At 50.9% G+C, this 13552-nt stretch carries 12 protein-coding genes; 2 read left to right on the top strand and 10 right to left on the bottom strand.

Annotated elements, in window-relative coordinates; all coding sequences use genetic code 11:
• Positions 1–92 precede the first annotated feature (92 nt).
• From CAG65_RS20095 to CAG65_RS20125, 7 genes are all read right to left on the bottom strand, one after another.
• Positions 93–1745 carry a chitinase gene (locus CAG65_RS20095; RefSeq protein WP_161454765.1) on the bottom strand — a complete coding sequence of 551 codons (1653 nt, stop codon included), beginning with the start codon at positions 1743–1745 and terminating at the stop codon, positions 93–95.
• Between the two features lie 218 nt (positions 1746–1963).
• Positions 1964–2431, bottom strand: coding sequence for an SRPBCC family protein (locus tag CAG65_RS20100; RefSeq protein ID WP_021706616.1), 468 nt, complete (start codon positions 2429–2431; stop codon positions 1964–1966).
• 39 nt (positions 2432–2470) lie between these two features.
• Positions 2471–2839 carry a YciI family protein gene (locus CAG65_RS20105; RefSeq protein WP_021706615.1) on the bottom strand — a complete coding sequence of 123 codons (369 nt, stop codon included), beginning with the start codon at positions 2837–2839 and terminating at the stop codon, positions 2471–2473.
• 92 nt (positions 2840–2931) lie between these two features.
• Positions 2932–3729 carry a VOC family protein gene (locus CAG65_RS20110; protein ID WP_161454766.1) on the bottom strand — a complete coding sequence of 266 codons (798 nt, stop codon included), beginning with the start codon at positions 3727–3729 and terminating at the stop codon, positions 2932–2934.
• A complete protein-coding gene (locus CAG65_RS20115; RefSeq protein WP_021706613.1) occupies positions 3722–4141 on the bottom strand; it encodes a DUF1428 domain-containing protein in 420 nt (139 codons plus the stop codon). The genes CAG65_RS20110 and CAG65_RS20115 overlap by 8 nt, the downstream gene beginning before the upstream one ends.
• Positions 4142–4289: 148 nt before the next feature.
• Positions 4290–5546 (bottom strand): RNA polymerase sigma factor, encoded by a 1257-nt coding sequence (locus tag CAG65_RS20120; protein WP_161454767.1) that lies wholly within the window; start codon positions 5544–5546, stop codon positions 4290–4292.
• 233 nt (positions 5547–5779) lie between these two features.
• Positions 5780–6874, bottom strand: coding sequence for an MFS transporter (locus tag CAG65_RS20125; protein WP_237668864.1), 1095 nt, complete (start codon positions 6872–6874; stop codon positions 5780–5782).
• Between the two features lie 179 nt (positions 6875–7053).
• Between CAG65_RS20125 and CAG65_RS20130 the strand changes: the two genes are divergently transcribed.
• Positions 7054–7974 (top strand): LysR family transcriptional regulator, encoded by a 921-nt coding sequence (locus tag CAG65_RS20130; protein ID WP_161454769.1) that lies wholly within the window; start codon positions 7054–7056, stop codon positions 7972–7974.
• A gap of 187 nt (positions 7975–8161) precedes the next feature.
• Here the strand turns inward: CAG65_RS20130 and guaA are convergent, their stop codons facing one another.
• Positions 8162–9715: a glutamine-hydrolyzing GMP synthase gene (guaA, locus tag CAG65_RS20135; protein ID WP_021706609.1), complete on the bottom strand. Its 1554-nt coding sequence runs from the start codon at positions 9713–9715 to the stop codon at positions 8162–8164.
• Positions 9716–9810: 95 nt separating this feature from the next.
• Entirely contained in the window at positions 9811–11274 is a 1464-nt protein-coding gene (guaB, locus tag CAG65_RS20140; RefSeq protein ID WP_021706608.1) for an IMP dehydrogenase, read from the bottom strand.
• Positions 11275–11505: 231 nt separating this feature from the next.
• Here guaB and xseA point away from each other — a divergent pair, with 231 nt between their 5' ends.
• On the top strand, positions 11506–12837 hold the full coding sequence (xseA, locus tag CAG65_RS20145; protein ID WP_161454770.1) for an exodeoxyribonuclease VII large subunit: 1332 nt from the start codon (positions 11506–11508) through the stop codon (positions 12835–12837).
• Here the strand turns inward: xseA and CAG65_RS20150 are convergent.
• A complete protein-coding gene (locus CAG65_RS20150) occupies positions 12834–13058 on the bottom strand; it encodes a zinc ribbon domain-containing protein (protein WP_021706606.1) in 225 nt (74 codons plus the stop codon). The genes xseA and CAG65_RS20150 overlap by 4 nt on opposite strands.
• Positions 13059–13552 lie beyond the last annotated feature (494 nt).

Consider the following 13552-nt stretch of genomic DNA (forward strand, 5'->3'; position numbering starts at 1 on the left):
AGATAAGGTTAATCATATGATAAATAAAGCCTTTTAAAAGGAAACACAAAGCCCCTGAACACTCAGGGGCTTATCATGCAACAATTTATTTTTCACTGGCAGGCAATTTCGTCCCAAAACCAGTTGGATTGCAGCGGCGTTTCCCACACACCCGGACCGTTTTTGGCGATGAAACACTTGCCGTTATAAGTCACTTTGTCACCGTCCGCTACCTGTGTTACTCCAGGCTGCCATTGAATGAAACTATCCGGCACTGGTGTTGGTTCAGGCTCTGGTGTTGGGCCTGGAGTCGGTTCTGGCTCACTCGGTGTGCCACTCACCTGTTTCCAAGGGCCACCATCTGCCGGGCTGTCTCCTTGTGTCCACCATTTGGCCTGGTAAGTTACACCATTAAATACGACCTGATCACCCGCGTTATACACTTTGTTGCTGTCCCAGTCGCCACTGCCTGGCTCGGTACCCGGATCGCCTGGTTCAAGCTGCTCCACAACGCGCACTTGAGGCCAGTTGGCGTGCGAGCCATAGAAGTTCGTCACACATTTCTCGTAATCCCCCGGTACCAATGCAGAATACGCGGTCTGAAAACCGACCAGTTCGCATTCGAACGAATAGCCGCCCGGGCGATCCGGGTAATACTTCCAGTTCCCGTCCCAGTTGGTATAAAGCACATCCGTCGCACCGTTCAGGTTGAGGCTGCCGTATGGCGTTTGCTGCCAACAGGTGTTTTTCTCATCGGCTTCGAGTGGGATCTGATAGTGTGCCGACAGCCCCTCCCAATAGCGGATACGGTTGACTGGCTGCCCTTTCTCTTTGTTCTGCTCACCACATTCAATCCCGCCGTTAATCACGTTGATTGTAGTGCCGAAGCCATAACCGATCCCGGCATCGATTTCCCGTTGTGATGGGCTCCAGGTCCGATCAATCACGTGCAGCATTGCAGGCTTAGGCGCCTGTGGCGTTAAGAAAAACCAAATCGCCGACGCCAAATTGAGCCAAGAGTCGGCCACCCGCCCGGGATCATTAAGCAATACCGTGGCATCGCCATCAAACATCACTTCGGAAAACGCACCGTAGTTGAAATGATAAGACAGTTGCTTGGCCCCGCGACCGAAGTACCCCTGCCCTGGAGCACACGGCCAGCGAGCATTCTGCCAGTCATTCTGTCCACACCCTGTCGTGTATCCTTCCTGGCCTTCCGACCAACCCATTTCCCGTACATGCACCAGCGCCTGTTGCCACTCTTCCAGCGCCAATGGGTTATCCGACACATTATCTTTGGCAATGTGCCCTCCAGTTTCCTGAGCAAAATGGGCAAACGCCGTCACAATGGACTTTTGGCAGATGGCATCCGAATCACGGCCGTCAGTGTACTCCCCACAAAATGCCGGAAACTTGCCGATTGCACGCAAGAAACGTGTATAAGTGTACTCGGGTGCCGCCATATGTGTCAGAAAGTCCCATTCTGACTGTGGGAAGACACGCTCAACCCGTTTGACGTTTTCCGGGTTACTTGCCAGCCCCGGCTCAATCGCTTCCACAATGGTGTTAGCCCGAGTTTCCAATGCTTTTGCCCAAGTAGCGTACATCGGATCTGCGGTTTTCGCCTGTTCCGCAGCCGTGATGTCTGCACGCGCCACCACGTAACCATTGGGGTTCTCTGGATCCGGCTGAATATTCATCGCCGCATGACTACTGGCAGCTATTGCCCACCCCAATAACACCGATAACTTGCTCGGATTTAACATGATTATTTCCTTCCATCATCAACACAATAATGTTCAAGAGAGTAGGCAGCCTATGCGCTACTGAATAGGAGAAGTTGGAAGAAAAATGAGATTTTGCGAGTGACTTCAGCTACACGCAGACCAATTTAGCCCCTTTGCCAGCCGAACTGACTGGTGAGCTGAAAAACATCGACTAAGTGGACCTACAACAATGGACGTGTGGCAGTTTGGCTACAACGCTACAAAGCACTCTGATCCGAAGACATCTCCGGTTCAACCAAATGAGCCAACTGGATCAGCGATTCCTGCCAGCCGAGGTAGCATGACTCGACCGGAATCAATGCTGGGATCCCTTGCTGACAAATGCGTAATTCCGTGCCACACGATACGGGGGTCAACTCGATGCTCACCCGCATTTCCCCAGACAACGATTCGTCCTCAAACCGATCTGTATGACAGATACGTTCGTTGGGCTTGAGCTCAATAAACCGGACGCTAAAGGCATGCAAAAGCCCGGTACTGAAATTCATAAACGACATGCGATAACCTCCGCCAACACGCACATCCATATCGTCTATCTTGCCGATGAAGCCAAACGGCGGCAACCAGTATTCTAATGCGTGCTGCTGCGTAAACGCCTGATAAACACGCGCCACCGGCGCCCTCAGCACTCGGTGTAACTTTACTGTTCCGGTTTGATTAGACATTTTCTCCTCCTTGATCTGCCACGTTGTCGAGCACTTGGCTCAGCGATGGTTGTCAACTGACATCAGCTCTCGTACCGGGCGAATTTCCACACAGCCATACCGCGCAGGGGGTATTTTTTCGGCCAGACGAATCGCCTCATTCATATCCCGGGCATCAAGCATATAAAAACCGGCCAACTGCTCCTTGGTTTCCGCAAATGGGCCATCGGTTACAATGGGGGTATTGTCGCGCACACGCAGCGTGGTTGCGGTTGCCGTCGAACGCAGTGGCGCACCATCAAGAAAATGGCCACTGTTGCTAAGCTGTTCGACACAGCCCATGCATTCCCGGTTGAGGACATCCCACTCTTGTTGCGACATCTGCAACATCTTGTGCTCGTTGTAATACACCAGACATAAATATTTCATTTCAGCTCTCCTGTCTTTCACAGAGGTGCGTCGCGCTTTGGTGTGCACAATAAGTGAAAAGGCCGACATCCAGACACCAAGCGCGCTCTCCTTTATGTGCGTCTTGCACCGACCAGCGCAAAAGGCGCACCAAGAGGATCCTGCCCATTGATAATAAAATCGCCGCCGGGAATCTCGTCCGGGCCATGGAGCACTAACCCACCGTTACGGACAATCGCGACACAAGCGTCATCGATATCCGCGCAACGGAAATAGTACTGCCATGTTGAGAGTGGGATGTCTTGCGGTTTGGGCATAACAGCCCCAATCACACCATTGTGACGAATAAACTCATAGCTCCCCATCGATCCCATATCCAGTTCACCATCCTTGCTCCAGCCAAAGATCTCAAAGTAAAATGCTTTAGCCGCTTGTGGATCAGAACTTCTCAATTCATTCCAGGCGCAATGCCCCACACGGGGTTTGTCCGATGCAAAGGCCATACTGGGTGTTTCACAGCTTGACTGAATGATGTAAAACGGACTTCCTGTGGGGTCGTTCAGCATCGCAATGCGTCCGACCTCAGGCAATTCGGTCAAAGGCATGATGACACCAGCGCCTGCTGCAAGCGCATTGGTGATACTTTGGTCGATGTCATCCACGGCAATGTAGCCGAGCCAGACTGGCCTTGCGCCTCGTTGAACCATCGCGTCATCCAGAAGTAGCATGCCGCCGATATCAAACCACTCACCACTGTGAGTATCACGGGCACGAATAATGCGGTAATCGCTATCAGGCTGGTCATTGTCGCCCATCTCCCACCCCAACACTCCTTGATAAAAGTCACAGGCCGCATCCACGTTGTCTGTGACCAGTTCGTACCAGACAAATTCTCCATGTTGCTTAGACATAAGCAGTAGCTCCTTGTTGGTCGTCATGATGTACGGCGTGCGCCGATTCAAGTAGAACTATCGGTTTAAAGCCGCCGAAAATCAGCCGCATACCATCAAAAGGCATCGGATTTTGTTCGGGGTTAAGACGCGGGTCGCTCATCATTGCAGCTTGCATTTTTGCCATCCCGGCATCGCGAGTGGCTTTATCTGGCCATTCGACCCAGGAGAACACGACGGCTTCATCTTGATGGGCTTGGACAGCACGACGAAAGTCCGTCACTTTTCCGTCTGCCACATCCTCTTCCCAGCACTCGATCACACGTATTGCGCCCCATTCAATAAAAACAGTATCGGCTTTCTCTGCATGTTGAATAAATGCGTCTTTGTTCGCCTTTGGTACGGCGAGAATAAATCCATCAACGTAACTCATGGTGTAATTCCTCAGTTTTTTGGGTGATTTCACTACTTAGTCGTCGTAGCAAGAGGGAAATCGACACGCATGAAAAATTTTTTTGTCCCCGTATGCCCGGTCTCATCTGTGTCGCCGATATTAAATGCACCAACCCCACACAAGATCATCATGAAGGCATTTTTCTTTTTAACGCTTCCAGTCGCTGCTGGAGAAACCGCTGCTCCGGCTCCTGTTGTACAAATTCAAGTGCTTGTTGATAATAGTGCATCGCGTTAACTGGCTGATTTAATCGGCGATAGAGGTCCGCCTGAGCCGCATAAAACAAATGGTAGCGTTGAAGCTCTTTGTGACCAGACAATGATTCTATCGCCTGCAGGCCCGCGTGTGGGCCATCACGCATAGCCAGCGCAACGGCACGATTGAGTTCAATGATCGGAGATGGATTGAGGCGCAGCAGCACGTCATACAAACCGGTAATTTCTGCCCAATCAGTTTGTTCCGCACTTGGTGCTTCGGCGTGCAGCGCAGCAATCGCGGCTTGTAACGCATAAACGCCCACGGACCCCGAGCTTAATGCCTTGACAACCAATTCACTGCCCTCACGGATTTGTTCGCGATCCCACAGGCGGCGATCCTGATCTTCCAAAGGGATCAAATCCCCTTTGGCTGAGAGGCGTCCAACCCGTCTGGCATCATGCAATAACATCAGTGCCAGCAGCCCCATCACTTCGCTGTCCGGCAACAGGTCCAATAGTAAGCGTCCCAGACGTATCGCTTCTCCAGACAAATCCGGTTGGGTTAAGTCGGCGCCGTAAGCGGAGGAATAACCTTCGTTAAATACCAGGTACACCACCGGCAGAACCGCCTCAAGCCGGACAGAGCACTCTTCGGGAAGAGGCACCTCATAGGGGATCCCGGCATCGCGAATTTTATTCTTGGCTCGGACGATACGCTGCGCCAGAGTCGGAACCGAGACCAAAAAGGCGGCTGCAATCGCTTCGGTACTCAAACCGCACACCTCTCTCAGCGTGAGCGCAACCCGGGCGTCCATAGAGAGGCTTGGATGACAACAAGTAAAAATTAAGCGCAAGCGATCGTCTTCAATCGTTTCGTCATCGTCGAATGGTTGAGTGTGGCATTGCGCCTCCAAGAGTTGCGCCAACTCATTCAGCGCCGTATTCAAAGGCTGGTTACGGCGAATTCGGTCGATGGCTTTAAAACGCCCTGCCGACACCAGCCAGGCTCTGGGGTTATCGGGGATACCATCGCGTTGCCACTGCGACAATGCGGCAATAAACGCATCGTGCAGCGCTTCCTCGGCGAGAGCGAAGTCCCCCCGTAACAAGCGCAACAATGTGGCCAGAATTCGGCATGATTCTGCGCGGTAAATCGCATTGATGCGTTGTTCCACAGACGAAGTCATAGATCGAAGCCATTTCGTTGTTGAGTCTGATATATCCTCTTTCCTTTCACCGGCTCTCCGGCCACATGAAGCGAAATCGGTGCCATGTCTTGCATAGTGTAGAAGAGGATCCTGCGGTTAACCTCTGCTAGCGCCGATCAACGCAAGAGCCCCTTCTCTATCCAGAGTCAACACAGGATGAAAAACGTCGCTGGAGCGTTTGGCTGCTGGAAATCATCAAGAATGTAATGATCTCAAGTTCCCTTTGTCGACAGCGTACTTGTCGCTAACAGCGGTGGGGTAAACAGCACAATCAGCATCGCAATAAACGCAAAACCCAGGCCGACAAGCAGTGGTGAGATCAGAGAAAAGCCAAAATCCAATCCTAATGCGGCGATAAAACTGCCAAACATAATGCCCAGCGTAATCACTGACGAGTGTACGGTATGAGTAAAGGTTCTCTGACCTTGAGGAAGCTGCATGATTCGAGCAACCAGCGCTGGGTTTAAACTGACGCCACACAAACCAATGACTAAGGTTGCAGCCCCCGCGATAAAAGGGTTGTGCCCCAACAGATAAAACACGCTAAGAGCGGCTCCAACCAATACCAAACCGACAAGGATCACCATTTTTGCGTGGTGGACGGCAAGTTTAGCGACGATTTGATTCCCGACCAGCATCGCGAAACCATACGCCAGCAACAGCAAGGTGGTCGAATTTTGTGACAATAAAGCATGCTCTGACAGCATAGGAACTATGTAGCTAAAAGGTGCGTATGCGGCACTGATGACAAAAAAGCTGGTTGCATACAACCACCCTAGCTTGGCACTTTTTAGCGCTAGGAGTTCAGCGCTCAATGCCAGCGACAACTCGGGTCGAATGTTGGGCAACCTGATCGCGGTCAACAGAGCACAAAGCAACGCGAGTAACGCCAACAGGTAGAAGCTCACCGACCAGGCAAACGCTTCTGACATCACTTTTGCCATTGGCAGACCGATGATGGTTCCCAACATGATGCCGGATAAAACCAAGGCGACCGCGTCGAGTTGACGAGATTTATCGGTAAGTTGCTGACACATGCTGATCGCGACACCAAAAAACGCACCAGCAACGGCCCCTGTGATTAGGCGCGATAACATCAGCAGCCAGTATTGGTGAGTGAGCGCCCCCAAGAGCTCGCCCAGCACAAACACGCAGTACAAGCGAATCACAAACGTTTTGGGCGGCAATCGATTGAACATTAAAGTGAGTACGGGGCCGCCAATCGCCATTGCCGCCGCAAAACCAGAGACCAAGTAGCCAACTTTGGCCACGGAAATGCTCAAATCATAGGTCAATTGTTGCGTCATACCGAGAACTTGCAGTTCACAGCAAACCATTAAAAAGATACCAACACTTAATAAGTAAATACTGCTGGGAAGTCGAGATTTCATAGTCATCACTCATGGAATAAAACGATTGTCCCAGTATCACTTATGAAATAAGGTGAGATAAATAAACGAAAATTAGAACATTAATAACTTCAGTTATGGATTTAGATTTAAACGCTGCACGTTGCTTTGTCAAAGTGGTCGAGCTGGGCAGTTTTACCCAAGCCGCCCACCTTTTGGGTTTAACTCAGCCGGGTATTTCCAAAGCAATCAACCGATTGGAATCTCAGGTGGGAGCAAAACTCATTCATCGCAGCACCCGGAATATCCGGGTTACGGAGGATGGGCAACTGTTTATGACGCGCATTCAACCACTTATTTATGGGTTTGAAGAAGCGCATAGCGAGCTCAAATCCAGTCAGACAACCCCTGCTGGTTGCTTAAAAATGAGTGCGCCTTCGGCATTGGGGCAATCGCTGATGATGCCCATAGTCAAAAGCCTCACTGAACAATACCCCGCTCTAGACATTGAATTGTCGCTCACCGATCATAAGGTTCAGATTTTTGACGAAGGATATGATGCTGCGCTGAGATTTGGTGCCATCGACGACGATCGCTTGGTGGCGTTTGCATTGCAAGACGCCGACTGGGTGACCGTTGCCTCGCCCGAATACCTCGCCAAACAAGGTGTCCCCTTGCATCCAGAAAAACTTAGCCAGTTTAATTGCTTGCACGTAAAACCACGCGGTCAGACCAAAGCAGTTCCCTGGCGATTTCGGATTGATGGCAAAAGCACTGAGTATCACCATTTGAGTGGTAACGTGCGCTTTGATCATGGCGATCCATTGGTTGACGCTGCAATTCAAGGGCTGGGCATCGTACAAGTGCTGCGCTGCGTGGTGAGCGACAAACTGGCGCGAGGTGAACTGAAAGAAGTCTTAACGGAGTTCTGCCCACAGGCGTACCCGTTTCATTTGCTATACCCACCATCACGCCAACGCGCGGCCAAACTCACGGTGCTGCGCGACGCACTTACCCAACATTGGGGGCGTAAACCTCTCAGTTCCCCAACAACTTAATAACAATGCTCCGATCTGCTGTTTTTAGGCTCAAAATTAGTCCCTCAAAAACGACCACGGTCAAACCGTGCTTGGCGTTGCCAGACATTGCCAAAAATGACTAAGCCAAAAACAAAAAAAGTCCGCAATTACGCGGACTTAAGTATGATTTAGTGCTTGTTAATGCAAGACCTTTCTTAAAGGAGGATTATTCCCACTCGATGGTCGCTGGTGGTTTACCAGAAATGTCGTAAACCACGCGAGAGATACCGTCCACTTCGTTGATGATGCGGTTCGATACCTTGCCCAGGAAATCGTATGGCAGGTGTGCCCAGTGTGCTGTCATAAAGTCGATAGTTTCAACCGCACGCAGCGATACAACCCAGTCGTATTTACGGCCATCACCCATCACACCTACAGAGCGAACGGGTAAGAATACCGTGAACGCCTGAGAGACTTTGTCATACAGATCTGCTGCGTGAAGCTCTTCAATGAAGATCGCATCTGCACGACGTAGCAAGTCACAGTACTCTTTCTTGATTTCGCCAAGAACACGGACACCAAGACCCGGACCAGGGAATGGATGACGGTAAAGCATGTTGTAAGGAAGGCCCAGCTCCAGACCAATCTTACGCACTTCGTCTTTAAACAGCTCACGCAGTGGCTCAACCAGACCCATTTCCATATCGTCAGGCAGGCCGCCCACGTTGTGGTGTGATTTGATCACGTGCGCTTTGCCAGTTTTTGATGCCGCAGATTCAATGACATCTGGGTAAATAGTGCCCTGAGCGAGCCATTTCGCGTTTTTCAGCTTCTTCGACTCTTCATCGAAGACGTCGACAAACACGTGACCGATGGTCTTACGCTTTTCTTCTGGGTCAGACTTGCCTTTCAGAGCATCCAGGAAACGCTCTTCTGCGTCTACTTTGATGATGTTCAGACCAAACTTGTCGCCAAACATGTCCATGACTTGCTGACCTTCGTTTAGACGCAGCAAGCCGTTATCCACGAACACACACGTAAGCTTATCGCCGATTGCACGGTGAACCAACATCGCAACCACCGATGAATCCACACCACCGGAAAGGCCTAGGATCACTTCGTCATCGCCCACTTGCTCTTTAATGCGAGCGACGGCATCTTCGATGATCGACTCTGATGTCCACAGGCGCTCACAACCACACACGCCCAGTACGAAGTTTTCCAGCATCTGCATACCTTGCTTGGTATGCGTTACTTCAGGGTGGAACTGAACGCCGTAGTATTTCTTCTCTTCGTTGGCCATGGCCGCGTATGGACAGGTGTCCGTCTCGCCCACTTTGACGAAGTCTGCCGGGATCTCCACCACTTTGTCGCCGTGGCTCATCCAAACATCCTGGAGTGCATCCAGATCTTTAAAAATCGATGATTCCGCCGACACTTTAACCTGTGCGTAGCCGAACTCACGTTCGTTAGAGCCAGCAACACGGCCACCCAGTTGTTCCGCCATGGTCTGCATGCCGTAACATACACCCAATACCGGTACACCGGAGTCAAATACGTATTGAGGAGCGCGAGGAGAATTGGCTTCTGTCACACTCTCTGGGCCACCAGACAGGATGATGCCGTCCGGGTTGAATTCACGAATATCCGCTTCTTCTACGTCCCAGCTCCACAGTTCACAGTAAACACCGATCTCACGAACACGGCGCGCGACTAGCTGCGTGTACTGAGAACCGAAATCCAGGATCAGAATACGTTGGTCATGAATGTTTTTAGTCATTTTGGGCAGTCTTTTAAGCTAGGTTGTGGAAACGAGGCGAGTTTACTCGCCTCTTAATAATGCATCAAGGAAAAAAGCAAACGTTTACGTCGGGCTTAACCCAGACGATAGTTTGGCGCTTCCTTAGTGATTTGAACGTCGTGGACGTGCGACTCTTTCATACCTGCACCGGAAATACGAACAAATTCAGCTTTGGTACGCATGTCTTCGATTGTGGCTGAACCAGTCAGACCCATGCTGGAGCGCAAGCCCCCCATCTGTTGGTGTACGATCTCTTTCAGTCGGCCTTTGTATGCGATACGACCTTCAATGCCTTCGGGAACCAGCTTGTCTGCAGCGTTGTCAGACTGGAAGTAACGGTCTGAAGAACCTTGGGACATGGCGCCCAGAGAGCCCATACCACGGTATGCTTTGTACGAACGGCCGTTGTAAAGAATCACTTCACCCGGAGCTTCTTCCGTACCAGCGAACATCGAGCCCACCATGACACATGATGCACCAGCCACAATGGCTTTACAGATGTCACCAGAGAAACGGATGCCACCATCAGCAATCACTGGAATGCCGAATTCATTGGCCACTTCTGCTGCATCCGCGATCGCCGTCACCTGAGGCACGCCCACACCAGTCACAATACGAGTGGTACAGATGGAACCCGGGCCGATACCGACTTTCACTGCGCTGACGCCCGCCTCGATCAGGGCTTTAGCCCCCGCACCAGTCGCCACGTTACCACCGATGATATCCAGCTCCGGATACGCCGCACGAGTTTCGCGGATTCGGTTCAGGACACCTTCCGAGTGACCGTGAGATGAGTCGATCAGCAAGACATCAATGCCAGCTTCAACCAAAGCAGCGACGCGCTCTTCGTTACCCGCACCAGCACCTACGGCCGCGCCAACACGCAGACGACCACGTGCATCTTTACAAGCATTCGGTTTACGTTCAGCTTTGTGGAAGTCTTTTGCGGTGATCATACCGGTCAGCTGGAACTCGTCGTTCACAACCAAAACTTTTTCGACACGTGCTTCGTGCATTTTTTCTTGCACTTCAGCGCGAGTAGCACCTTCTTTCACCGCTGCCAGGTTTTCTTTTGCAGTCATAACCGAAGAGACTTTTTTGGACAGGTCGGTCACAAAACGCACATCACGGCCTGTGATGATGCCAACAAGTTCATTGTTTTCAGTAACAACAGGGAAACCGGCGAAGCCGTGCTTTTCTGTCAGTGCGACAACGTCAGCAATAGTTGCATCTGGATTCACGGTAACAGGATCCACAACCACACCCGCTTCGAATTTCTTTACTTTACGAACTTCAGCGGCTTGTTGCTCAATGGACATGTTTTTGTGGATAAAGCCAATGCCGCCTTCTTGTGCCAGTGCGATAGCTAGACGGGCTTCCGTCACGGTATCCATGGACGCGGAAATCATTGGGATGTTGAGACTGATGTTCTTGGTCAGCCGAGTCCGAAGGTCTGCGGTATTTGGGAGAACGGTGGAGTGTGCTGGCACAAGCAGTACGTCGTCGAATGTCAGCGCTTCTTTGGCAATTCTTAGCATTTGCAATATCTCACAATAGATAGGATTTAAAATATTCAAACAATCCAGATGCAGCGTTTCAGCCGGGCCGATGAGGTACCGGGAAAGTGCATTTGGATTAGATATTGCGGACGGATTATACGCCGGACGCAATCGCTTGACCACACATTTTTTTATTTTTTATTTGCAATTACCCCCTTGCTATGTATTATATTGCCGCTAATTTCCATACTCACGTCTTCGAGATTAGTAGTGTCTTCCCTGACCAATCAAAACATCTTCACTGTCTCTCGCCTGAACGCCGAAGTGCGTCTTTTACTCGAAAACGAAATGGGTATCGTGTGGCTGATTGGCGAGATCTCAAATTTTACCGCTCCGGTTTCCGGTCACTGGTATTTCACTCTTAAAGACAGCCGCGCTCAGGTTAAATGCGCCATGTTTCGTGGAAATAACCGTCGTGTGACATTTAAGCCACAATCAGGGCAACAAGTCTTGGTCAAGGCCCGCTTATCCCTGTATGAGCCACGCGGTGACTATCAGTTGATCATCGAGTCCATGCAGCCCGAAGGTGATGGCCGTCTTCAGCAGCAATTCGACGAGCTGAAAATGAAGCTCGCCGCTGAAGGTTTGTTTGCCCAAACCAACAAACGTCCTCTACCAGAGCATCCGAAATGTGTCGGAGTTGTCACCTCAAAGACCGGTGCCGCGCTGTTTGATATTCTTGATGTGCTTAAACGCCGGGATCCCTCATTGCCTGTCGTGATCTATCCGACCCTAGTTCAAGGGGAAGAGGCCGCGATTCAAATTGCCCAGGCGATTGGCCGGGCAAATGCGCGCAATGAATGTGATGTTTTGATCGTAGGGCGAGGTGGCGGTTCTCTGGAAGATATGTGGTGCTTTAACCATGAAATCGTGGCACGAACCATCGCCGCCAGCCAGATCCCAGTCATCAGCGCGGTCGGGCATGAAATCGATGTGACCATCGCAGATTTTGTGGCTGACATGCGTGCGCCCACCCCTTCCGCGGCCGCCGAACTGGTCAGCCGGGACAACAGCCACAAAGGTCAGGCTTATGAGGCTCGCCGTCAAAAACTCACCAGCGCTCTGCGTTACTACCTGATCCAACAATCTCGAGCGCTGACGGCCTACCAGCACCGCTTGGATAAACAACATCCTAGTCATCGCCTTCAGCGTCAGTCCCAACAATTAGATGATCTGACGGTACGGCTTGAGCATGCCATGCTGCGCATGCTCTCCCAACGTCAACAATCTGTTGAGCGTAAACACTACCGCTTGCAGTTGAACTCGCCAGTCAAACGTCTGGCAGAGCAGCGTTCAGCATTGCAACGGGTAGAGCAAAAGCTCCAGGATGCGATGCAAAGGAGCCTGATCAACCACCGCCATCAACTGGCGCTGGCGGCAGAGAAGCTCGATACGGTCAGCCCGCTGGCGACATTGAAACGCGGTTATTCGATCACTCAGACGCAGCAGGGTAAAGTGCTGACTCAGGCCACAGATGTCAACAGCGGTGATGTGTTGATCACCCGTCTGTCCGACGGTGAGTTGCGTTCCCGCGTTCTTTAATCACAGGGAATGAACTCAATCTGAACTTTCGATTTGGACTTAAGTTCATTGCACTGATTGCAAAAGTAACTGGTGGCTCCGCACGCCTGCAGTTTTTCTAAACTCGCACCGCACTCCGGGCAGTAGACTGCTTTTTGGAAATGTGTCTGGCAATGACCGCAAACGTAACGACCATCCCATTCCAGCTCATCTTGGCATGTCGGACACAGATTGTGACTCATGTTCGGTTTCCGTCTTGATGTTGATGCTCCCATTATCAGAACACCCCACCTCTCCTTCTTTGATCAATGTCACAACCAAAGCGGAATCCACTTCCCGTTGTCTCGCTCTGTAGGCGATGATAACAATCCGTCTTGTGGCGACATTCTCCAACAGAAAGAAGATCCTTTTTCGATCTTCTGCTCTTTCCGATCTGATCAGCGATCTGCCCCTAAAAGAACTTTTATATAACCACACACCGAAAGCATAAGTTACATGTACTGTTTATGGATTTAACAAAGAGTTTTATATCGCAAATTGTCAAATAAAACACAAAAACCAGCATTTAATAAAAAGATCGTATTAGAACGATATCGGAGTTACATCGGTGTGCATTTCGATGTGCTGCTCGTCCGTCTGTACCAGACACACCTCAATACGGTGCAATTCAGCCAACGAACGGATATGCGTTCCACCACACGGCATCACGGCCAGTTGTGCCTCACCAAGCTCACAC

This window comes from Vibrio sp. V39_P1S14PM300 (assembly GCF_009904765.1).
GTDB classification, from domain to species: domain Bacteria; phylum Pseudomonadota; class Gammaproteobacteria; order Enterobacterales; family Vibrionaceae; genus Vibrio; species Vibrio proteolyticus.

Excerpts from the sequence above, each read along its gene's own strand:
- CAG65_RS20095 (WP_161454765.1), bottom strand. The coding sequence starts at position 1,745 with ATGTTAAATCCGAGCAAGTTATCGGTGTTATTGGGGTGGGCAATAGCT.
- CAG65_RS20100 (WP_021706616.1), bottom strand. The coding sequence starts at position 2,431 with ATGTCTAATCAAACCGGAACAGTAAAGTTACACCGAGTGCTGAGGGCG.
- CAG65_RS20105 (WP_021706615.1), bottom strand. The coding sequence starts at position 2,839 with ATGAAATATTTATGTCTGGTGTATTACAACGAGCACAAGATGTTGCAG.
- CAG65_RS20110 (WP_161454766.1), bottom strand. The coding sequence starts at position 3,729 with ATGTCTAAGCAACATGGAGAATTTGTCTGGTACGAACTGGTCACAGAC.
- CAG65_RS20115 (WP_021706613.1), bottom strand. The coding sequence starts at position 4,141 with ATGAGTTACGTTGATGGATTTATTCTCGCCGTACCAAAGGCGAACAAA.
- CAG65_RS20120 (WP_161454767.1), bottom strand. The coding sequence starts at position 5,546 with ATGACTTCGTCTGTGGAACAACGCATCAATGCGATTTACCGCGCAGAA.
- CAG65_RS20125 (WP_237668864.1), bottom strand. The coding sequence starts at position 6,874 with ATGACGCAACAATTGACCTATGATTTGAGCATTTCCGTGGCCAAAGTT.
- CAG65_RS20130 (WP_161454769.1), top strand. The coding sequence starts at position 7,054 with ATGGATTTAGATTTAAACGCTGCACGTTGCTTTGTCAAAGTGGTCGAG.
- guaA (WP_021706609.1), bottom strand. The coding sequence starts at position 9,715 with ATGACTAAAAACATTCATGACCAACGTATTCTGATCCTGGATTTCGGT.
- guaB (WP_021706608.1), bottom strand. The coding sequence starts at position 11,274 with ATGCTAAGAATTGCCAAAGAAGCGCTGACATTCGACGACGTACTGCTT.
- CAG65_RS20150 (WP_021706606.1), bottom strand. The coding sequence starts at position 13,058 with ATGAGTCACAATCTGTGTCCGACATGCCAAGATGAGCTGGAATGGGAT.